This window comes from Acidimicrobiia bacterium, assembly GCA_035948415.1.
Lineage (GTDB): Bacteria > Actinomycetota > Acidimicrobiia > IMCC26256 > PALSA-555 > PALSA-555.
In genome coordinates, this window is record DASZJD010000043.1 from 1 (window position 1) to 21,738 (window position 21,738).

The window sequence follows — 21,738 nt, forward strand, 5'->3', positions numbered from 1 at the left end:
CTCATGGTTCGCTTCTGCTCGTATACGCCGACCGGCGCGTTCCGGCGTCACCCGATGCTGGCGAGCACCGATGACATTGCCCAGCTGCACGAGGCACTCAAGCACGCTCCTCGCTTGCGCTCACTCCTGAAACAGCTCGTCAGCGACTAGGCGACCGCCGTCGTCCGACGGCCTCCCGAGCGCGAGGTGAGGTCCCCCACTGGCCGGGCCGGCGCCCGACCTCCGACCCGAGGGAAGCGCTCAGACCGTGAGGTCCTGACGCCTGGATCGCCGCCGGCTCCCCTCCGACTCCACCAGCGCCACGGCCCGCATGGCGGTCTCGCACTCGAGGTCCTGATATGCGCCAAGTCCTTCGGATGTCGGGCCGGCCATATAGAGCCCCTCGATGGTGGTCACCTTCACCGGATGCCGAGCGACGGGCTTCAGATAGCACGCCCGCATCTCGGGTCCGGACAGGTACTGGTAGCGGGACCATTCGACGCAGTCGTCGAGGTCGCTGTAGTACCAGCGGACGTACTCGAGAATTCGGTCGACCGCGACCCGGGCGTCGCGCCAGTGTCGCCACCGCCTCCCCTCGCCTTCACCCCAGTGTGAGATGACGACCTCAAGCAGGTGCTTTCCCGTGGGCGCGATCCTCGGCGCGTGACACGACGCGAACTGGAACGCGCCGTGGTACCGCTTGACGGCCTCGTCTCCCCAGAGGACACGGTGCCAGCCGGGCATGTCCTCGGGCTGGCCATCCGAACGTCGTGAGGGCAACCGGCTGAGGCCAGCCCACCACCCGGCGAAGTCGTTGGAGTGTTCGAGCATCTGCTCGGCGGTCTCCGCAAAGCCGGACGGGAACAGCTCCTCGTCGATGAGCTCGAGCAGATCCCAGCCCGGGTAGTCGGTGATAACGACCGGTGCCACGAACTCCTGCACGAGGTTCGCAGCGTTGACCGCGACGACCCCGGTCACCCGGCGGTCCTCGACAACGATCTCGAGCGGCTTCCACCCGAGCCAGAGCTCGCCGCCGTGCCGCTCGATCACCCGCACCCACGGCGCGACGAGGCCTTGCATGCCCGCCGCGTCGGGGTCGTCGGGGTAGATCCCCCGAGACCCGTACGCGCGGGCCTCCTTGAGGAACGCGACGAGGCGGCCGGTCGAGGTGTTCTCCGACGGTGACGGGAACATCACCTCGCCGACCTGCAGGATGGCATTGCGCGCGACCCGGTCCGTGACGTTCTCGTCGAGCCAGTCCCCGAGCGGGACCGGGATCAGGCGTCGCTGCTCCTGGTCGGACATTGACCGCAGCCGTCGCATGGTGTCGAGGTAGTCGCGTGCGGTCCCGTCGGACACGTCCTCGTGCCCGGTGAGAACCTGGATCGTGTCGCGAGCGCCCGCCAGTCGGTCCATGCCCGGTCGCCCCCCGAGGTGCAGGTCGGCCGACGTCCGCGCCGGCAGCCGGTGAAGGCGCATTCCGCCGGCCAGCGTCCGGCTGTGGACGTCCGCGCCAGCGGCGTCGGCGGCGGCGAAGAAGTGCAGCGGCAAGCCGAAGACGTTGTCGCCGACCCCATGGCCGTCGCGATGCCCGAAGGCAATCTGGTACCCGTCATGTTCGACCGACCCGCAGCGACCGCCGGGCTGCTCAAGTCGGTCGACGAGCGCCACCCGGAACCCCCGGCGGGCCAAGAGGGCCGCTGACGTGAGTCCGCCGAGCGATGCACCAACGACCACCGCGTCGAACTGCTTGGGCGCGCTCATGGTCCTCCTTCAAGGATCGCGATCTCTGACCGACCCCACGACGAGACCGCATCAGCTTTGGCGTCCACCGGCCGGCTAGTCCACCAGAACTCGCCGCCCGACCGACGCGTGCACCTCGACGAGGATGATGCAGGCGCCCAGGGGTTCGGATCACCGACCGCCAGGTCTCGCCGGATCGGCTCAGACGGTCACGCCCCGCGCAGCCACGCCGCCATTCGCTCCGCCACCATGATCGTGGGCAGGTTCGTGTTGGCCGACGGGATGGTGGGCATGACCGACGCGTCGACGACGTGCAGCCGGTCGATGCCGTACACCTGGCCGCGGGCGTCGACCACGGCTCCGTCGTCGGGATCGGGGCCCATCCGGCACGTGCCGACGGGGTGGTGGTAGGTCGAGACCCGAGCCCTGACCGACGCGGCGATGCCTTCTTGATCGTCGTCGCCGACGGTGGGCCCCGGCGCGAGCTCGGTGCCGAGGACGCACCGCGCGAGCGGCTCGGTTCGAGCGAGCTGCCGGGCCACGATCGTGGCCTCGACCATGCGGGCCAGGTCGTCGGGTGCCTGGAGGTGCGCCACGGCGATGCGGGGCGGGTCGAGGGGGTCGGAGGAGCGGAGTCGGACTCGGCCCCGTGAGCGAGGCGAGAGGAGTCCGGCGACGATCCCGAACACCGCTCCGGTCGGGCTCACGTCGTGTGGCACGTCGAACGGACCGGGGACGAACAGGTGGAGGTCCGGTGCCGGCCACGACGCGGCGAGGCCCGACCGGAGCGTGGCGATCGCCTGGAACCGGGGGCCCGTGATCCCGGGTGCCGCCGGCAGGTCGACGGCGACGATCGGGTGGTCGGAGAGGTTCTCGCCGACGCCGACGAGGTGAGCCACGACCTCGATGCCGAGCTCAGCCAGGTGGTCCGCGGGTCCGATCCCGGACCGAGCGAGGATCGCGGGACTCGCATAAGCGCCCGCAGCGAGCACCACCCGGCCGGCGTCGACGACCTCGCCACCCACCAGGCGCACCCCGCGAGCTCGACCGTTCGTCACCTCCACCCGATCCACGACGGCGCCACCGCGGATCGCGAGGTTCTGGCGATGCCGAGCCGCCGCTAGGTAGGTGATCGCCGTGCTCATCCGCACGCCGTCGCGGGCGTTTCGGGGCGTCGGTCCGACACCCACCGCTCCGGGCCGGTTGTGGTCCTCGACGTACGGCTGGCCGGCGGCGACGGCGGCGTCGATGAACGATCGCTGCACGAGGTTGAGCTCTTCGGGCGGGTGACGGCGGACGGGGATCGGGCCGTCGACGCCGTGCCAGTCGTCGCGGAAGTCGAGGTCAGTTTCGAGACGACGGAAGTACGGAAGCACGTCCGTGAAGCTCCAGCCCGGATTGCCGAGGGCGGCCCAGCCGTCGTAGTCGGCGGGCGCGCCGCGGAGGGCGAAACACCCGTTCGTCGCCGAGCAGCCGCCCATGATGCGGGCCCGGGGTAGCGGGACGCAGCGGCCGAGTTCGTCCGCCTCCGCGACGAAGCCCCAGTCGTGCCCGACCGTCGGCTCCGACGCGTCGACGACGTCGTTCGGGAGGTCTGCCGTCCTCGGGTAGTCAGGGCCACCCTCGAGGAGGAGCACCGATCGATCGTCGTCGTCGGACAGCCGGGCCGCGAGCACGCACCCAGCCGACCCGCCTCCGACCACGACGACGTCAGCGATCACTCCGACCTCCTCGCTGGTGCACGGAGCGACCCGAGGCCGCGCCTAGAGCGGGGATCCGGTCTCGGCACTGAAGATCCACCGCCCGCGGAATTCGACCATTCGGCGCCCGGGAAGCTCGGCGAGCCGGACGGCGACGTCGCCGCAGGTGGGACAGCGCAGCACGGTCCCGGCGGCGGCGTACGCGCGGTGGGCACCGATGGGGTGGCGGGATCGACAGGACTGACAGATCCGCTCCGCTGTGGTCGGCTCGGCGACGAGGACTTGCTCGAGGAGCCCGGCAACTGCGTTTCCATCGAGGTGAAAGTCAGCTGGGGTCATGTCATCTCCCTGTAGGTCCGAAGCGCTCCGTCTTCACCAAGCTGGGATCGTGGCCGGCAGCGACGAAGAGGTCAGCGACGCGCTCGACGAACGGCGTCGGTCCACAGACGTAGACGCGGGGCCGTCGCGTCGGATCTGCATCGAGGTCGCGCAGCATCTGGGCGTCGACGCGTCGTGACCATCCCTCCCAGCCGGGCGGCGTCCGACGGGTCAGCGTGCAGCGCACCTGGACGCCCTCCGTTGCGAACGCGTCGAGCTCGTCGGGGTAGAGGACGTCGTCCCAGCTGCCGGCCGACACCAGCAGCGTGGCTTCGATCTGAGCGTGCACGGCCGAGAGGTGACGAAGCATGGCGACTAACGGGACGACACCCGAGCCGCCACCGACGAGCACGAGGGGGCCGCCGTCGGCGGCCTGCCAGGTGAAGTATCCGCCGATGGGGCCCCGGAGCTCGAGCAGGTCACCCGGACGCAGGTCGTCACACAGGTAGATCGAGACCTCGCCGTCGTCGAGCCGCTCGACCGTGAGCGCGAGATTGTCGTCCTCGGGTGCGGAGGCGATGGAGTAGGAGCGCTCCGCCTGGTAGCCGTCCGGGGCGGTCAGGCGCACATCGACGTGGTGACCCGGCAGATGGCCGGGCCAGGCGGGCACATCGAGGATGAGGGTCTTCGCCCGCGGCGTCTCGGGGCGGACCGCCCGCACGGTCGCCTCCCTCCAGGTCAGCGGGGCCCGGCGCGGCGTCAGTCGCTCCAGTACCGCTCCTCCTTCCAGGGGTCGCCTCGATTGTGGTAGCCGAGCGTCTCCCAGAATCCGGGCTCGTCGTGGTCGAGCAGGGTGAGACCGCGCACCCACTTGGCGCTCTTCCAGAAGTACAGGTGCGGGACGAGCAGGCGAGCGGGGCCGCCGTGCTCGGGCTCGAGGGGCTCACCGTCGAAGGCGTACGCCACCCAGGCCTGCCCGTCGGTGACGTGCTCGAGTGGCAGGTTCGTCGTGTACCCGCCGTCGCAGAACGCCGAGATGTACTCGGCGCTGGTCTCGACGTCCTCGAGCAGGCGGTCGACCGAGACGCCGGTCCACGTTGTTCCGAGCTTGGACCACTTGGTGACGCAGTGGATGTCGACGGTCACCGTCTCGTTCGGAAGCGCCAAGAACTCCTCCCACGACCATTTGACCGGTGCGTCGACCTCGCCCTTGATCGTGAACGTCCACTCGTCGAGGGCCGTGCGCGGTGTCGGACCCGCCGACAACACCGGGAAGTCATCGACCACGTACTGGCCGGGCGGAATGCGGCTGGCATCGACGTCGGTCCGGCGTCGGCCCCGGAAGCCTCGCGAGACCGGCGTCATCCGGGCCACCTCCTACGATCGACGACGCTCGCCGTCGCGGTGGTCCGCCGCGGACCGAGAGCACAGAGTGGGCCGCTCGCTCTCACCTGGTGACCTCCACGTTCCGACCGGCCCGCCGGGAACGCCGAGCCGACAGGCCTCGGGGATCGAGGACGAAGGCGCATCGATGATCGTACGTCGCTCCTCTTCGTCACGGTGGAGGCTCCATCATGCGTCCGACACTGAAGAGTGGCCCAATCGACCGAGGGCCTCGGGCAGGTCTTCTGGCTCGGCGAGCACCAGACGCTCCTCGTCGGCGAAGACGGTCGGCGTTGTCGTCACCCCGCTACTGATACCACTTCGCTGACCTCTTCGAACCGCCTCGATGAAGACCTCATACGCGATGTCCTCCTCGAGCCGCTCGACGTCCAGTCCCAAGTCGCCCGCGTACGCAGCAACATCGCCGGCCTCCAACGCGTCCTGGCGCTCGAACAGCACATCGTGCATCGCCCAGAAGCGGCCTTGATCACCCGCTGCCTCGGCAGCCTGAGCTGCAAGCAGGGCGTGTGGGTGGACGTTCGTCAGCGGAAAGTGGCGGAAGACCTCCCGGAACGGGTCGCATTCCTCAGCCGCGCTCCTGAGAGCCCGCCACAGGCGCGCCGACACTGGGCACTCGTAGTCCCCGAAGACGGTCAGTGTCACAGGCGCGTTGAGATCGCCACGCAGGTGATCCTCGTTCGACACTCCCGGATGAAGCCGTTGGTCCACGTGACCCCTCTCGCCGTTACTCGCCGATCCGGTTCCCGTCTGCGGGACGGGCCGTCGCTTCGGCCCCGGAACGCGGCTTCACAGGCGACCTGCAGATCCGATCGCAGATCGCGAGGGTCGGTCGCGGTCGGGTGGCCGGCCCGCGAGATGTCGCATCGCCTTCCTCCCCTTCAGTCCGTCGCCCAGATGAGCACTTCGGTGCCGCGCTCGCCCGCCCGGAGTTCGAGCGCGTCCGCATCGCTCAGGCGTACGGCGTCACCCTCCTCGAGCCAGGCCGCCTCACCGAGCCCGGCACGACCGGCCGCGACAAAGACGTGTGCGTGCCCAGCGGCGGGGATCATGACGGTCTCGTCGGCCTGGAGCCGCCCGCCCCAGAGCACTGCGCCGCGCTGGTGGATCCCGATCGCTCCGGCATGTCCCTGACCCGACGCGAGCGGTCGTAACCCGCCTTCGCCGAGTTCGCCGTTCATGTCCCGCTGCTCGTAGCCAGGCGCGATTCCTTCGGCATCGGGTGGCACCCACATCTGGACGAAATGCACTTCCTCGGTTGCCGACGGGTTCATCTCCGAGTGCCGGATCCCTGTGCCTGCGCTCATGCGCTGCGCAAGACCCGGGTACAGCACGCCGTGGTTGCCTTCGGAGTCGCGGTGCTCGAGCTGGCCGGACAACACCCAGGTGACGATCTCCATGTCTCGATGGGCGTGCGTTCCGAACCCCGTCGCCGGGCGGACGCGGTCGTCGTTGGAGACCAACAGCAGCCCGTGATGGGTGTTGTCGGGGTCATAGTGCTCGCCGAAGCTGAAGCTCTGACGACTGTCGAGCCACCCGAGCCTCGTCTGGAAGCGCGACTCGGCGCGTCGGATGTCGATGGTCAGACCCATCAGTCCCCTTGACTCCCGGTTCGATCGATCCCCTGTCGACTCTGCTCCGACCCACCGTTTCTCCTCGGTGGCAGCAGCCGTCCCCTCCGGGCAGCTGGCGGCTGGGTTCACCTGCGTCCTCGGGCTCGGCTGGATGCGACCGCTCGGCCCACCGGGTCTCGACACGGCCCGTGACGGCGGGTCGTGCGCTCGGTCGGTCGGCGGACCCCAAGAGTGTCGGGCCGGCCGGGGGCTCGTCGAGTCCACCGGGGGCGTCGTCACGGCGCCGCACGAGGCCGGCGTCCAGACGGCCGAGACCCGCCATGAGGACTGCGCCCTCCCCCTTCGAGCGACGGCCGCCACGTCCCCGGCCTCCGCGACCACGGCCGCCCCCACGGAGCTCCGAGACAGCGGATTCGACAACCGCTGGCCGGGCGCGACAATCAGCCTCGCAACCAGGTGCACGGCGACCGGAACCAAGGACTGCTCGAGACGAAGTCCGCCCTTCGGGATCCCGCCGCTGGCCGGGTGCCGGAGGTCGGCGATCCCGGAGGACCCAACCATGGACGCAGACACCGCGCGGGCCTCCGATGGCAGCGTGAGCCAGAGGCCCGCGCTCGGTCGACCAGACGGTGCACCGGTTGACTCACCTCGTCGCGGAGAGGGGCCTCACCCTCTTCGCCATCGTCGATCACCGCGGCGTAGCTCGACCGGCGGGCCCGGTCATGCCCGACACGAACCTGGTGATCTTCGGGAGCCGAGCGGCTGGCACGCCCGTCAAGCTCGCCGCTCCCCCGCCGCCACGGATCTTCCGCTCGACGTGCTCGCGTGGGCGGAAGGCGCCGGCCGCCGCTGGCCGAGCTCCGACTCCCCGCGCTGCTGGCCGCTGGGCACCACCGTGCCCACGACCTGCACGCCCGCCTTGATCCAGTCGAGACCCTGAGCGATGCTGCGGTCGCCGTGGGCGCATGACGCGATCGCGACTGGCCTCGAGCGAGCAAGCGCCGAAACGGGTGAGGCGCCGGGCCGGTCGTCCGTGACGCGCGCGGCCGAGATCTCGGACTTCGGTTCGACCAGCCGCGACGAACTCCGGGCCCGGGGGCGGGCGCTGCGCGATCAGGTGCCACTCGAAGCACACGGGGTGTGGGTCGCTGACCCGGCACGCGATCCCGCGGCGGTCTTGGCCGAGGAAGCGTCGGAGCGGGTCCCGGAGCTGGTGTCGCTGCGGTACGCCCGGATGTCCGAATCTCCGTTCGCGTACTTTCGCGGCGGCGCGGCGATCATGGCCGCTGACCTTGCATCGACGCCGACAACGGGTATCAACGTCCAGTGCGGTGGTGATGCTCATCTGCTCAACTTCGGATTGTTCGCGTCCCCCGAGCGTCGGGTCATCTTCGATATCAACGACTTCGACGAGACGATTGCGGGCCCGTGGGAGTGGGATCTGAAGCGTCTCGCTGCGAGCGCACATGTCGCGGCGCGCGGGAACGGGATGGACTCGGCGAAGGGGCAACAGGCGGTCGTGGCAACCGTCCGCTCGTACGCCCGGCAGCTCGATTCCCTCGCCCGCCACTCCACACTGGACGTGTGGTACTCCGACGTCGACGCCACGCAGTTCGCCGGCCGCCTGCAGAGTAAGCGGCGTCAGCGAGAGGTCAGCGGCGCGTTGCGGCAGGCGGACCGGCGGACGAACGTCCGGGCGTTCACGAAGCTCACCGAGGTCCGCGATGGACGGCGGGTCTTCGTCGACATGCCGCCCCTCATGGAGCACGTCGCTGACGCGTCCCTCGAGACGGTGATGGAGTTCCTCGCCGACTACCGCGACAGCCTGAGCCCCGATCACGCGCACCTGCTCAATCAATTTCACATCGTGGACGCCGCCCGGAGGGTCGTGGGCGTCGGATCGGTCGGGACCCGCTCCTTCGTCCTCCTCGGTCAAGGCCGAGCCGACCTGGATCCGCTGGTCCTCCAAGTGAAGGAGGCTCAGGAGTCGGTGCTCGCGCGTCACGTCGGCCCGAGCACGTGGACGCACCATGGTCAGCGAGTCGTGGAGGGTCAGCGACTGATGCAAGCGGCCAGCGACCCCTTTCTGGGTTGGAGCAGCGACCCGACCGGCCGCCACTACTACGTGCGCCAGCTCTGGGACATGAAGGGAAGTGCGGACCTCGCGTCCCTGAGCCCAGGCGACCTCACGCAGTACAGCGCCCTGTGCGCGGCGACGCTCGCGCGGGCTCACGCCCGAGCCGTCGACCCGGCCGTGCTCGCCGGGTACTGCGGCGGCGGCAACACGCTGGCGAACGCGATCGCTGGCTTCTCTGAGAGCTACGCCGCGCAGTCCGAGCGCGACCACGCGCAACTGGTCGAAGCCCTCCGGGCCGACGCCGCCAGCACACGCGCCGAGCACGGCCAGGCCGCAGGACGCGCGGTTACGAGCGCGCCAGCCCGCGCCCCCGACCCAAGCGCCGGCAGCGAACCGCCAGGAGCACAGCCGTGAAGATCCGAGCGCATCTGCTTGGTCTCGTGACGCGGACCGCGGCCAGTCCGTGCCGGGTCAATCGCGCGGCCGCGTCCTGGCCCGATCCAGCGTTGCCATCGCCTGGTGGTCCTGACACCGGGAGGCGAGTCTGTGTCGGCAGACCACGATCGTGGACGTCTGAGTTGGGCGGACGCCTGGCGCCGACCACGAACACGGGCCCGTCGATCCGCCGCTCGACGGCATCGGTCGAAGCCCAGGCCGGGCCGCCCTGTGGTCAGCGGACGCGGGCCGAGTCCGAGAGGGACGGCTCATCGGCGCGCGCGATCCGCTGCACCGCGGTTGGGTCTCCCTCGATCGTGAGGCCCCGCCGACGCGCGGTGGTCAGGTCGAGCTGGCGCAGGAGAACGTCCATGATGACTTTCGGCGGACCGACCAACGTGGCGTCCGGATGCGACGTCGTCCCGGGCTGGGCGCGGACGCGGCCGTCGGCAGTTTCGAGCACCAGGGGCTGATCGCCGGTTCGCAGCTCGACGGTCACCGGGGGGCGGTCGGGCCAGCGATCCGAGAGCTGGAGCTCGAGGGGCAACACGAGCCAGTGAGTCCGGAACGCCGCCTCGCCCCCGACGTCCTCCAGCAATGGGGCGCCCCACTGTCCCAGCGCGGCGAGCACGGGCTGGAGCGCCTGGCCGCGGGGGGTCAGGCGAAAGAGAGTGGTGGCAACGGGTGGCGGCGCCTCCTCTCGGGTGACGATCCCGTTCGTCTCCAGCTCCCGCAGCCGATCGGCGAGCAGGTTCGTGGCGATGCCGGGCAGCCCGTACCGCAGGTCGGTGTAGCGGCAGCGCTCCCGGATCAGCAGCTCACGGACGATGAGCAGCGTCCACCGATCGCCGACCACGTCGAGGGCTCGAGCGACCGCGCAGTGCTGGTCGTAGGTGCGCACGAAGCGATCCTACCAGCCGGCTGAACTATTTCAAGGTATCACTTGATTTTCTCAATCGATGCCTTTAGAGTCTCGTTTGCCGCGCCCGGAGAGGAGCCACCGATGGAAACGGCTGCCCTGCCCGCCCACCCGCAGCCCGGCGCCGGCTCGGCCCGGCGTGCCGCCACGCAGCGGAAGGGTCTGGTGCTGCTGGCGCTCTGTCTGGCCGCGCTGATCATCAACATCGACGTCACGATCGTGAACGTCGCGCTGCCGAGCCTGGTGCGACAGCTCGGCGCTACGACCACCAGCCTCCAGTGGGTGGTCGACGCCTACACGCTCGTGTTCGCGGCGCTGATCCTGGCCGCCGGGAGCCTCAGCGACCGGGTCGGACGCAAGGGCGTCCTGCTCCTCGGCCTGCTGGTCTTCGGGGTCGGCAGCCTCGCCGGCTCTTTCGCCCAGAACCCGGACCAGCTCATCGCGGCGCGGGTCATCATGGGGCTCGGTGCCGCGGGCATCTTCCCCGCCACCCTCTCGCTCATCGCCAACGTCTTCACCGAGCGGTCCGAGCGCGCCCGGGCGATCGGGCTGTGGGGCGCGACGACCGGCGCCGGGGTTGCGACCGGCCCGATCGTCGGCGGCTGGCTCCTCGAGCGCTTCTGGTGGGGCAGCGTGTTCCTCTTCATGGTTCCCATCGCCGCCCTGGTCGCTGGGCTCGTTGCCTGGGCCGTGCCGAGCTCCAGGGACCCGGCCGCGCCCCCGATCGACTGGCGTGGCCTCGTGCTCTCGAGCGCCGGCATGGGCACCCTGGTGTTGAGCATCATCCAAGCGCCGAGCTGGGGCTGGGGATCGACGACCACGCTCGCCACCATCGCTGGCGGCCTGCTCATCCTGGCCGTCTTCATCAATGTCGAGAGCCGAATCCCCTCCCCCATGCTCGACGTCGGGCTCTTCCGCAACCCACGGTTCACCGCTGCGAGTGGTTCGATCACCATCGGGTTCTTCACCCTGACTGGGTTCACGTTCCTCATCACCCAGTACTTCCAGTTTGTGAAGGCCTACACGCCCTTCGGCACCGGGCTTCGGCTGCTGCCGGTCGCCCTCTCGATCGCGACCGCCGCCCTCGTCGGGACGAAGGTCGCGGTGCGGATCGGCAACAAGGCCGTCGTCGCGAGCGGGCTCGCGTTGTTCGGTCTTGCGCTGTTCTGGATCTCCACCGTGTCGACATCGACCTCATACCTGGAGATCGTCGGGCAAATGGTGGTCGGCGGTGGCGGCCTCGGTCTCATCACGGCACCCGCCACCGAGGCGATCATGGGCGTCGTCCCCACCGAGAAGGCTGGCGTCGGCTCAGCTGTGAACGACGCCACCCGGCTGTTCGGCGCCGCCCTCGGCGTGGCGGTCATCGGCAGCATCGCCGCGTCCTTGTACGGGAGCCGGCTCGGGAGCACCATCCCCCAACACCTCCCCGCCCAGGCGGCGGTCGCGGCGCGAGGGTCGGTCGGCGGAGCCCTCGTCGCCGCCCAGCATCTCGCTCGCGCCGGGCTCGCCCTCCCGGCCCGCAACCTGAGCTCGGCCGCGGTCGGCGCGTTCCTGCACAGCCTGGCCGGCGGCTTGCAGGTGGCGGGCGCCGTCGCCGTCGGTGGGGCAGTCATGGCGGCCGCGCTCCTGCCGGCGAGGCCCGGCGCCGCCCGCCCGGGGGTCGAGGTGCCACCCGCGAGCTCGCTGCCACGGGAACTCGCCCCGGAGCCCGTCGGGGTCGGGTGCCCGCAGCACTGAACCCCGCCGCTCCGAACCCTCAGCGCCGGCGCAAAACCCAGGCCCACTCGCAGCTTCGCCTCGCCCACAGATCGGTGCGGGCGAGGCGCGCCATCTAGGGGATCCGGCCCTCGCCCTCCTGCTCGACGCCGCGCTCCATCATCTCCTCTTCGTGCTCGGCGACAGATTCGTCGACTTCACCGTGCTTCTCGGCGAGGCGCGCCTCTTCTTCGGTTGGCATCCGATCCGCCCCAGGGGCCCGCTGAGCTTCTTCCTCCTCCGCGGCGCGTGTCTCGTCGGAGGGATGCGTCGGACGATCCATCAACTCCCCTTTGGGTTCGTGGCCCCCACCAGTTCCCAGGGCCGGCGATTGAGAAACCTCCTCCGTTGATCGCACAGGCCCGGCCCGACGGCGGTCGGTTCGATCCCGGGATCAGCGGAGGACGGCTGCGAGCCTAGGTCGGATTGCCGCGCCTCATACCGACGACACCGTCCCGGCCGCTGGGGTGATCGACAGCGGTCTCAGCGAACGGTGAGGTCTGCAATGTCGTAGCCGCGCGGCGTCGTTGACAGCGGTCGGTTCACCGCGCGCTTGTCATCCACGCCCGCTTGACGCCGCCACCCTGACGGCCGCGCCCGGTGGCGGCGCCACTCCCCGACGGGTCGAAGGACTCCGCTGAACTGCGTGAGGCGTCCTCGTGCCGTGGCAGCGTCACGAGGACGTCGCGGAGTCAGACCACGACGCCAGGGTCGCCGTCGTCGGTGACGACCGACAGGCCGGCGGCGGCCCAGGCTCGCATCCCACCGGCAACGTTGACCGCGTCGATGCCGCGGGCGCTGAGCGCCTCGGTGATTGCGGCCGAGCGTCCCCCGACCCGGCAGACGGCCAGGATCTGTCGGCCCGCCGGCAGACCATGGGCACGATCTTGGACCTGGCCCATGGGCAGAAGGAGCGCGCCGGGGGCATGGCCGGCCTCCCATTCCGCGGGTTCGCGCACATCCAGCAGGATCGCCCCCTGTCCGGTGAGCCGCTCCGCCGTGAGTGGATCGACCTCGCGGACACCGGCAAAGGCCGGCGTCGGCGGGACGGTGTCCCCAGGGGTGTGATGCAGGGCGGTGACGGGCAGGCCTGCCGCGCGCCATGCCTCGAACCCGCCGACGAGATCGGAAGCGTCGGCGAACCCCGCCGCGCGCATCAGACTGGCAGCGATCGAAGAGCGGTAGCCGCCGGCGCAGTAGGCGACAGTTGGACGGCGGGGGTCCAAGGCGTCGAGGAGGTCGACGAGCACCGCCAGCGGGATCTCGATCGCGCCCGCCAGGACGCCCGACGCGGTCTCGCCTGGCCCCCGCACGTCGACGACCACGAGGTCTGGCACCGAGACCAGGCGCTCGGCGAGCTGCTCGATGGTCAGGCGAGAACTGGCCTCGCTGAGGTCGGGGCGGTCGACGAACACGGCTCCGGGGTCGTGGAGCTGCCCGATGACCTGGTCGAACCCGATGCGGCCCAAGCGAACCTTGGCCTCAAGCGCCGTCGCAGGGTCGCCCACCAGCACGATCCGATCGTCGGGGGCGACGACGTTGCCGGCGAACTCGGCGAAACGGCCCTGCAGGCCGACGTTCACGGCGCCGCGCAGGTGGCCGGCGGCGAAGTCGATCGGCTCCCGAGTGTCGATGAGCACCGCACCCTGGGATCGGGCATCGAGGACCTCCTCGAGGCTGAGCGAGGCTGGTGGCTCCTCGCTCAACAGCGGCCGGAGCTCGCGATTGCGACGGGCATCGAACTCGAAGTAGTGCGGCTTGACCGGCTGTCCCTCGATCAGCCCGGCGACGAACTGCTCCTCGGTCTGGGGAGCGAGCGCGTAGTTGCTGGCGCGCTGCTCACCGATCGTCGACTGCGTCTCGCTGGACAGGGCCTTCCCGCACGCCGACCCCGCCCCGTGCGCGGGAAACACTCGCGTGGTATCGGGCAGGGCCAGCAACTTGTCGTGCAGCGAGTGGAAGAGCTGACGAGCCATGTCCTCCGCGGTGAGTGCCGCGTTCGAGGAGGCGAGAAGATCGGGACGGCCGACATCTCCGACAAAGAGGGTGTCGCCGGTCAAGACGCCAAACGGCGCATCCTCGCGACCCGCCTCCGAGATCAGGATGGAGATCGACTCTGGTGTGTGGCCCGGCGTAGCAATGACGCGAAGCATGACCGTCCCGAGCGAGATCTCGACCCCGTCACGCAGGGGCTCGTGCGGAAACTCGACGCCGGCACCCTCGCCAAAGCAGACCTGCGCCCCGGTCCGGGCGGCAAGCTCGAGGTGGCCGCTGAGAAAGTCGGCGTGAACGTGCGTCTCGATGACCCGCTCGATCCTCAGCCCCCGAGCGTCGGCATCTTCGAGGTAGCCGCGCACGTCTCGCTGCGGGTCAACGACCACGCCCCGGCCGCTGCGCTCGTCGCCAACGAGGTAGGAGGCGTGCGACAAACAACCGAGGTAGTACTGCTTGAAGATCACGGCGGTACGCGATACTGCCAGCCCGGCCACTCGCGTGCTGCGGATCGCCGGACAAGATCCTCGGCGCCGTCGCACCCACCAACGCCTGATCGACCGGTGAGGGCGCCGAGAACCCTGGCATCGGTCGCCCGCCCGTCCCCGCGAGGCCGGACCTCCTGCGACGCCCGCCGAACGAGCGTCGCGGTGCGCGCCCACTTCGGCGGCGTTGCCATCCACCGAGCCGCGACCGGCCACGCCGCCCTGGCGGTGCGGCAGCTCGGACGGACGCACGCGCTCGCCGCGATGGGTGAACGCCGGTCGGACGCGCGTGGGTGGTGGCCCCACGACCGCCGTGCCGCTTCGTTGACGACGAGCCGATCCGGGGGCGACCGGCAGGCCGGGGGATCATCCTGCTGGGCGTGCCGCGAGACGAGCCCGTCGGTCGGGGGCCGCGGCGCGGAACGCCCACAGCTCGCCCAGAAGGCCCACGGCCGCCACCATCGTCGGAACGCGGGTTGCCGATGCGTCGCTCCGAAGCGCGGCCAACGACGCGCACAGGTCGCCGCCGTCGGTGAGCGCACCAAGGCCTGCCCACAACCGAAGACTCGTCTGACGACTGTCGGCCCGGGCGATCGCCACCAGCCCTCCCACGCCAAGCACCAGCTCGCGGATGGCAAAACTCCGCGTCATCAGGATGTGGCCGTCGGAAGCGGCGGGCGCCGCGGTCAGTCGGCTGGGTGCAACGGCAAACGCCGCGCCGATCGCAATCCTCGCCACGGCGAACGCACCAACGACACCCCGAGCCGTCGGCTTGCGCACGCAACGAACGTAGCCGTCCCATCGGCCACGCTCCTGCAGGAGCGGTGAACAAGGCGTGATCCGGGGCCATCCGAGTAGAGACTCGCCACACGCCTCGCTTCCGATTGCGCCTGTGAGCACCCGGCGATCTTCGAGTACCGAGCACGGGAGAAGCTCGAGCCGAGGGTTGCCCGCGACCCAAGCCTTCATCGACCGACGCACGCAGCCCGATTTAGGATGCGTCGCGTGGCCGACCAGAAGCCGCCTCCACTCGAGGCGGACGAACGCGAGACCGCGCGGGCGCTCCTGCAGTATCAGCGAGAATCGCTGGTCCGGAAGGTCGCTGACGTCGACGAAGACGCGGCACGATTCCCTCTCGTTGCGAGCGGCACCACGCTGCTCTGGCTCGTGAAGCACCTGGCGCGTGCGGAGACCACCTGGATCGTGGAACGCTTCGCCGGTGAGGACATCCAGCTGCCGGACGATGCCGTCCACGGAAGCGATACCCTCGCCAACGCGGTCGACACCTACCGCCAGACATGGGCTCGTGTCGACCGAATCGTGTCAAAAGCACCAACACTCGACCAGCGATGCCGCCGAGTCAGCAGTGACGTACCCGTCAACCTCCGCTGGGTGCTTTCGCACTTGCTCGAGGAGACCGCCCGACACGCTGGGCACGCAGACATCCTGCGCGAGCTCATCGATGGCCGGACCGGCCGTTAGCAGCTCAGCCCTGCCAGGCCGGAGGTCTTCAGTCCCCGGCCAGCCGCCTCGGCGAGACCGCTGGTCGGCCGGGGCCTCGGCGGGGCGGCCGGTCTGCTCGCCGGGGACTGAGCACGCCGGCGATCAGGGCCCCTGTGAGATCCGGGTGGGCGCGTGCTAACACACGGTGGACGGGTGGGTGGGCCGTCCCACCAGGCTGGCCCGGAGGGCGAGATGGCGAGACTCCTTGAGCATTGTTCGAGCCCGGCGAAGACGCCGCCGCCGAATGACCGGCCGCCGGCGCCGGCGCCGCCTCGGCCGCCCAGCTGGCGAATGGTCCTCGTGCTGGTCGGTGTGACCCTGACTGCTCTGTTGCTGTTCCTGCCGAGCATGACGAAGAGCACGCCGAACCACAGTTACAGCTATACGACGCTGCTTCGTGTGGTCGCGAAGAATCAGGTGCGCAACGCCACTATCGACGCGAACGGGAAGGTGACCGGGCAACTCCGAAACCGCGACGACTTCACCTCCCAGATCCCCACTGCCCTTCGTGACAATCAGCTCGCACCGCTGCTCGCGCAGCACCACGTCGAGGTGAAGGGCAAAGGTCCCCAGGGCACGTCGGTGTTCTCGGTGTTGATCAGTTTCCTCCCGCTGCTGCTCTTCGTAGGCGTCTTCATCTGGCTCGGGCGTCGCGCGAGGAGGCAGATCACCGGCGGGATCATGGGCTTCGGCGGATCGAGAGCCCGCTTGTACGACGAAGACCGTCCGAAGACCCGCTTCACCGATGTGGCCGGTTACGAGGGAGCCAAGGCTGAGGTGCAGGAAGTCGTCGACTTCTTGAAGCATCCGGAGCGCTATGAGAAGGCCGGCGCGGTGGGGCCGAAGGGGGTGTTGATGGTCGGACCGCCCGGAACGGGCAAGACGCTCATGGCGCGGGCCGTCGCCGGCGAGGCCGAGGTGCCGTTCCTCGCGCTGACCGGGTCGAGCTTTGTCGAGTTGTTCGTCGGCGTCGGCGCGTCGCGCGTTCGAGACCTTTTCGCGGACGCGAGGAAGCGCGCACCGTCGATCATCTTCATCGACGAGATCGACGCCATCGGTGGTCGACGGGGCGGCTCGCTCGTGTCGAACGACGAACGGGAGCAGACCCTCAATCAGCTCCTGGCGGAGATGGACGGCTTCGATCCCGACACGGGTGTGGTGGTCATCGCGGCGACGAACCGGGTAGAAACGCTCGACCCGGCGCTGTTGCGCCCAGGACGCTTCGACCGGACGGTCGAGATCCCCCTGCCTAATCAGGCCGAGCGGGCCGCGATCCTGCGTGTCCACGTTCGGGACAAGCGCCTGACCCCAGATGTCGACCTCGCGGTTGTGGCGCGTGGCACGCCGGGCTTCTCGGGTGCGGATCTCGCGAACCTCGTGAACGAAGCTGCCATCAACGCCGTACGAGCCGGGCGGGACCTGATCAACGCCGACGACTTCGATCGCGCCCGCGACCGGCTCCTGCTCGGACGCCGCGACGCGATGAACGCACTCTTGCCCGATGAGAAACACGCTGTCGCAGTCCACGAGTCAGGTCACGCAGTGGTCGCCGCATTGTCAAAACACGCCGATCCCGTGGCGAAGGTGACGATCTTGCCCGCCGGCCAGGCTTTGGGTGTAACGCAGCAGCTTCCGGAGGACGAGCGGCACCTGTACCCCGAGAGCTATCTGCGCGATTCGCTTGCGGTCCGTCTCGGTGGCCGTGCCGCAGAAGTACTCGTGCTCAAGGAGGCATCGAGCGGCGCGGCGAGCGACCTCGCAGGCGCAACTGACCTCGCCACCAAGATGGTCCGCGACTGGGGACTCTCCCCACGGCTTGGCCCGATCGGGTTCGCGAACAGCCAACCGAGCGGCTTCAGCCTGGACGGCGTCGGGCGGGCACCGTATGCGGAAGCGACGCAACAGGTCATCGACGAGGAGGTTGCCCGGCTTCTCCGTGAGGCAGAGGGAACTGCGACCGAGCTGCTGCGCGCCCACCGCTCGCAATTCGACCGGGTCGTGGAGTCGCTCCTCCAACACGAGACGATCGACGGCTCCGAGCTCCTCGCCCTCTTGAAGACGAACGGTCACGACAGCACCGGGCCAGCCGTCGCCGAGGAGCCCGTTCCCGCCGGAGCTCCTCGAGGCGTCCAACCGACAAGCTGATTCCGAGGCGAGAACGGTCTCCTGCTCGCCCGTCAGTCTTCGTTAGGCGGCCCCGGCGACGCGTTCACGTGAGGGCTGACGGAACACGAGCACGGAGATCGGTGAGACCCGAAGAAGCTTTTGTGCCACCGAGCCGAGCACGACACCGCCGACCGTGCTGTGCCGGTGCCCGCCGACGACGATCAGCGACGCGCGGCGCCGCAGCGCGACGTTCAGGAGTTCGTGTGCGGCATCGCCCGTGGCCGAGTCGAAGGTCCACTCGACTCGGCGGTCGCGAAGTGCATCGACGGTCCGTGCGCGCGCGGTGGCTTCCAGTTCCGTTTCCGTTTGCATGATGACGGCCTCGGCCGCGCCCTCGGTTGCCGCAATGGCTCCGGCGAGTCCTGGGTCGCGGACAAAGACGACGGCGAGCTGCGAGCCCGTCTGTTCAGCGAGGTCCGCCGCCGCGCCGAGCGCATCGAGGCTGGCCTCCGAGCCATCCACGCCGATCACGATCTGCTGCGCCATGGTCACCTCCTGATCCACTCGGTGGAACGAGTGTCAGCGACTACTTGCATGATACAGGTTAATACCTGTATCGTACAGCCCATGGTGACGCAGGCAAGTCTCGAGAACCCGGCGGACGCTCGACTCACCGTGGATGACACCGATCCGCTCGACGTTCTCGAGACGGAGATGGCGCTGCTCCAACGAGCCCTGGAACGACTGGCCCGGCGCTCCGACATCCACCGCGACCTCGACCGGGCGAGCTATCTCCTCGCCCGCACTCTCGATGCGACCGGCCCTGTCAACGTCAAAGACCTCGCTTCCAGGCTCGGCCTCGACGCCACAACTGTGACGCGTCAGGTCGCGGCAATGGAGGGTCGGGAGCTCCTCGACCGACGCTCGGACCCCAACGACGGCCGCGTGAGCGTCATCGACTTATCACCGAAGGGGCGACGTGTGATGCGCGCCGTGCAGCGGGCACGACGAGACCGAGCCCGCGAGTTGTTCGCAGGCTGGCCTTCACGAGATCAGCGCGAGTTCGGCAAGCTACTCGGGAGGTTCAACGATGCCGTCTGCGAGATCGAGCACGGGAGTGGGAACGACTCCGAGCGCGGCGCGCGCCCGCTCGGTCGTCGTCAGCTCACCTGAGCAGTCCGGGACCGCTTTTCTCGACGACGCCTCGCGGCGCTCGACGGCGGTGCTCACCGACGCGCTCGATCAGCTCGTCTGGCTCCAGCTTGAGCTGCCGGCAGAAGTACACCTCGAGTCTGCACGCACACGGTCTGCATGATCGCTTGGATGGTTCAATAACATCTACGCCGGCCGGATCAATGTTCCCGGCGCGCGACGGTCCGAGGGCCACGGCGGCGCGATGTCGGCCGGCGTCCTCGCTCGTCGAGCTGGGTGAGTTGCCAGCTGTCGATCGCACCCTCTCGTGCGGTCCACTCGGGGAGAGCCATCAGCAGTCGACGTGAGAGGCCAGTGACATACGGCTCGTATCCGGCACGTAGCTTCGCCAGGTGAGGGATGGCGTCATCCGGAAGCTGCCAACCGTTGTCAGCAAGCCGTGCGCGCAACCGGTCGAGGGCCTCGCCGTCTAGGCGGTCCTCTCCTGATGCGGGCTTCGCTTGGAGCACTTGCGCGAGATCAACGGCCGCGTGGCGACACATGGCGTACGTGAGCCGAGCCTGCCGACGGGGCCCATCCTCGCGCCCCGCAAGGAGCAGGGAGCAGGTGTCCAAGATCACGGTCAGGCCGGCAAGCCAGGATTGGTTGTCGTGGTGTGAGCGGTAGTAGCCGAGGGTTGGAAACGAAAGCACGTTCTCCAGCAAGTCCGCGCTCCACGACTCCCAGTCATTCAGAAAGGGACCGAGCTCGCCCAAGCCGTCGGCGCCGTTGCGGGCCAGAAGCTCTCCCGCGCTCGGCGGTGAACCCGCCCGTGCGTCGAGTTGGGAAATGTAGATCTCACGGCGCGAGAACGCCTGGTACAGGGTCGGCAGGTACGAGACCACCAACGCGAGGAACGCGAAGCCAGTGCCACCCGCGGCGACCACGATGGCTCGCCCACCGGGCCGACGCGCGACGGCATCCCCAAAGCCGAGCGTGAAGAACGTTGACGCGGCGCTGTACGTCGCGGTGCCGAACGACCGGCCCGCCGCGCCGGTTAATGGGCTCGCGAAGGCCCAGATGGCCAGCGCGTAGCCCAGAATGAGCAGACCCGCCCAGCACGCGAAGAGCAGGAGCAGCGAAGCCGGGCCGTAGTAGCTGAGGACGACCTCGCGTTGCTGGGCGCTGCGGACCCAACGGGCAACGGCACGATATGCCGGCCAGCTAATGCGATAGACGGCGACCGTGATCCGCCACCGCCGGTTGACCCTGCGAGGCAAGACCACCGTCTCGAAGGCGTCCACCAACACGACGACGACGATGAGAACGCCGATCGCCCCGACGAGACCGGTCACATCCACCTCACGATCCGGTGCCGGCTGAGCCGGCCACGGATTTCAGGATCCAAGATCGCACCGATCTCGTCAACGGGCACGTCGAGCAGGACTGGCCGCGGGTGCTTTCGGCAGGGAGTGAGCCCACCGCCTTGGGACACGACGTCGCGCCGAAGAGCCTGGTCTCGTACCGCCCGCGGTGCTTCGGAGCCCGCCGTCCTACTCGTGGCTTGTCCTTCTCCGCCTACAACGAGAGGGCCGCCAAGGGCATGTAGCGTCGTCCACATCCCGGAGACAAGCAAGGGTGTCATGGCTTCACACGCGCAGCACAGGAAGCAACAGTCGAAGCTCCTCGAGACCGTCAAAGACCGGCTGGGCTCCGGGGAAGTCGTGATTGCAGTCCTTCCGTTCGCGTCCACGCCCAAGCGACCGAAGGGTCCATCCGGCAAGGTGCGCGAGGGTATCTACACTTCATATCGTCACTATCGCCCGTTGGTGGTGACCAGCCGTCGCCTCTTGGTCATCAATGCCGCCCGCACGCCCTTTCCACGAGGTGTGCTGGCCGAATTTCCCCTCGCCAAAGTCAGAGTCGTCGATGTGGTTCCGGCCCGGTTTGGCCAGAGTCGGCTCCGTCTCGACCTCCCAGAAGTTGGCATCGTTCCATTCGACCTAGGCCGTTACGACGTTGAGGCGTTGCCCGAGCTCAGAGCCGCGGTCGAAAACCAGTAGCGCGTCGTCCGTGTTGACGTTCGCAGCGAGCGCAGCCATGTTCCTGACAACCGAACCGTCCTCCCCTTCGATAGCGGATAGCGGTCGCCACCGTCTTCGGCCTGGTATGGGGAATTCGCCATAGTCTGGACCGGACCGAACTGGTGGCGACTTCGGCGCCCAACCGACAAGGCGGCGCGTTTGGACTAGTACCCGGAGGCGGCCGAGTTGATCTTCAACCGTGAATTCGATCTCGTCCGGCAACTCGACAGCCTCACAGGCGCCACCGGAGAGCGGACGATGAAACGGCTGGCAGTTCTGCTGCTGTTCGGACTCGTAGTGCTCGCGGCGTGCGGAAGCAGCGGCCGCTCCGCGGCACCGACCACGACGACGACCACGACGGCGCCGACACTGCCTTCCACAACAAGCCCGCCGACAACGCTTCTGCCCGTGACTGCGAGGCCACGAGTGGTGACACGCGCTCACTGTTCACCGCTCTCCCCCGCGGGCAACCCTTATCGCCGAGGCCAGTTCTGCCCGCCCCGCTGCTACGGCCAGTCCATTGAGGAAGCAAC

The 21,738-nt window shown here is 69.1% G+C and carries 19 protein-coding genes and 1 pseudogene; 6 read left to right on the forward strand and 14 right to left on the reverse strand.

Going from position 1 to position 21,738, the window contains the following annotated elements:
• Positions 1–240 precede the first annotated feature (240 nt).
• The 7 genes from VG869_06380 to VG869_06410 all read right to left on the reverse strand — a co-directional run bounded on the left by VG869_06380 (position 241) and on the right by VG869_06410 (position 6,733).
• The gene (locus VG869_06380) at positions 241–1,743 is read right to left on the reverse strand and encodes an NAD(P)-binding protein (protein HEV3450817.1); all 1,503 of its coding nucleotides are present in this window, start codon (positions 1,741–1,743) and stop codon (positions 241–243) included.
• A 188-nt stretch (positions 1,744–1,931) separates the two neighbouring features.
• Entirely contained in the window at positions 1,932–3,443 is a 1,512-nt protein-coding gene (locus VG869_06385) for an FAD-dependent oxidoreductase (GenBank protein HEV3450818.1), read from the reverse strand.
• A 42-nt stretch (positions 3,444–3,485) separates the two neighbouring features.
• Positions 3,486–3,761: a DUF6510 family protein gene (locus VG869_06390; protein ID HEV3450819.1), complete on the reverse strand. Its 276-nt coding sequence runs from the start codon at positions 3,759–3,761 to the stop codon at positions 3,486–3,488.
• Position 3,762: 1 nt separating this feature from the next.
• The gene (locus tag VG869_06395; GenBank protein HEV3450820.1) at positions 3,763–4,461 is read right to left on the reverse strand and encodes an FAD-binding oxidoreductase; all 699 of its coding nucleotides are present in this window, start codon (positions 4,459–4,461) and stop codon (positions 3,763–3,765) included.
• A 38-nt stretch (positions 4,462–4,499) separates the two neighbouring features.
• Positions 4,500–5,105 carry a sulfite oxidase-like oxidoreductase gene (locus tag VG869_06400; protein ID HEV3450821.1) on the reverse strand — a complete coding sequence of 202 codons (606 nt, stop codon included), beginning with the start codon at positions 5,103–5,105 and terminating at the stop codon, positions 4,500–4,502.
• A gap of 207 nt (positions 5,106–5,312) precedes the next feature.
• Positions 5,313–5,852 carry a thioredoxin domain-containing protein gene (locus tag VG869_06405; GenBank protein ID HEV3450822.1) on the reverse strand — a complete coding sequence of 180 codons (540 nt, stop codon included), beginning with the start codon at positions 5,850–5,852 and terminating at the stop codon, positions 5,313–5,315.
• A 170-nt stretch (positions 5,853–6,022) separates the two neighbouring features.
• Positions 6,023–6,733, reverse strand: coding sequence for a pirin family protein (locus VG869_06410; protein ID HEV3450823.1), 711 nt, complete (start codon positions 6,731–6,733; stop codon positions 6,023–6,025).
• 1,015 nt (positions 6,734–7,748) lie between these two features.
• On the opposite strand from VG869_06410, the gene VG869_06415 reads away from it, so the two are divergent.
• Entirely contained in the window at positions 7,749–9,206 is a 1,458-nt protein-coding gene (locus VG869_06415; GenBank protein HEV3450824.1) for a DUF2252 domain-containing protein, read from the forward strand.
• Positions 9,207–9,462: 256 nt separating this feature from the next.
• Here VG869_06415 and VG869_06420 read toward each other — a convergent pair whose 3' ends face one another.
• The gene (locus tag VG869_06420) at positions 9,463–10,128 is read right to left on the reverse strand and encodes a winged helix-turn-helix transcriptional regulator (GenBank protein ID HEV3450825.1); all 666 of its coding nucleotides are present in this window, start codon (positions 10,126–10,128) and stop codon (positions 9,463–9,465) included.
• A gap of 102 nt (positions 10,129–10,230) precedes the next feature.
• Between VG869_06420 and VG869_06425 the strand changes: the two genes are divergently transcribed.
• Positions 10,231–11,886 (forward strand): MFS transporter, encoded by a 1,656-nt coding sequence (locus VG869_06425; GenBank protein HEV3450826.1) that lies wholly within the window; start codon positions 10,231–10,233, stop codon positions 11,884–11,886.
• Positions 11,887–11,980: 94 nt separating this feature from the next.
• On the opposite strand, the gene VG869_06430 is transcribed toward VG869_06425, so the two are convergent.
• From VG869_06430 to VG869_06445, 4 genes and pseudogenes are all read right to left on the reverse strand, one after another.
• Positions 11,981–12,106 (reverse strand): hypothetical protein, encoded by a 126-nt coding sequence (locus VG869_06430; protein ID HEV3450827.1) that lies wholly within the window; start codon positions 12,104–12,106, stop codon positions 11,981–11,983.
• A 490-nt stretch (positions 12,107–12,596) separates the two neighbouring features.
• The gene (locus VG869_06435) at positions 12,597–12,992 is read right to left on the reverse strand and encodes a rhodanese-like domain-containing protein (GenBank protein ID HEV3450828.1); all 396 of its coding nucleotides are present in this window, start codon (positions 12,990–12,992) and stop codon (positions 12,597–12,599) included.
• Positions 12,993–13,004: 12 nt separating this feature from the next.
• Positions 13,005–14,363, reverse strand: a pseudogene (locus tag VG869_06440) (rhodanese-like domain-containing protein).
• A gap of 384 nt (positions 14,364–14,747) precedes the next feature.
• Positions 14,748–15,161: a hypothetical protein gene (locus VG869_06445; GenBank protein ID HEV3450829.1), complete on the reverse strand. Its 414-nt coding sequence runs from the start codon at positions 15,159–15,161 to the stop codon at positions 14,748–14,750.
• Positions 15,162–15,386: 225 nt separating this feature from the next.
• Between VG869_06445 and VG869_06450 the strand changes: the two genes are divergently transcribed.
• Positions 15,387–15,863, forward strand: coding sequence for a DinB family protein (locus VG869_06450; protein ID HEV3450830.1), 477 nt, complete (start codon positions 15,387–15,389; stop codon positions 15,861–15,863).
• Positions 15,864–16,076: 213 nt separating this feature from the next.
• Positions 16,077–18,029: an ATP-dependent zinc metalloprotease FtsH gene (ftsH, locus tag VG869_06455; GenBank protein HEV3450831.1), complete on the forward strand. Its 1,953-nt coding sequence runs from the start codon at positions 16,077–16,079 to the stop codon at positions 18,027–18,029.
• Positions 18,030–18,071: 42 nt separating this feature from the next.
• Here ftsH and VG869_06460 read toward each other — a convergent pair whose 3' ends face one another.
• Positions 18,072–18,536, reverse strand: coding sequence for a universal stress protein (locus VG869_06460; GenBank protein ID HEV3450832.1), 465 nt, complete (start codon positions 18,534–18,536; stop codon positions 18,072–18,074).
• Positions 18,537–18,557: 21 nt separating this feature from the next.
• Between VG869_06460 and VG869_06465 the strand changes: the two genes are divergently transcribed.
• Positions 18,558–19,163, forward strand: a complete 606-nt coding sequence (locus VG869_06465; GenBank protein HEV3450833.1) for a MarR family transcriptional regulator — start codon at positions 18,558–18,560, stop codon at positions 19,161–19,163.
• A 179-nt stretch (positions 19,164–19,342) separates the two neighbouring features.
• Here the strand turns inward: VG869_06465 and VG869_06470 are convergent, their stop codons facing one another.
• Complete coding sequence (locus VG869_06470; GenBank protein ID HEV3450834.1) at positions 19,343–20,482, reverse strand: potassium channel family protein; 1,140 nt, start codon at positions 20,480–20,482, stop codon at positions 19,343–19,345.
• Positions 20,483–20,764: 282 nt separating this feature from the next.
• On the opposite strand from VG869_06470, the gene VG869_06475 reads away from it, so the two are divergent.
• On the forward strand, positions 20,765–21,184 hold the full coding sequence (locus VG869_06475) for a hypothetical protein (GenBank protein HEV3450835.1): 420 nt from the start codon (positions 20,765–20,767) through the stop codon (positions 21,182–21,184).
• Positions 21,185–21,738: the final 554 nt, after the last annotated feature.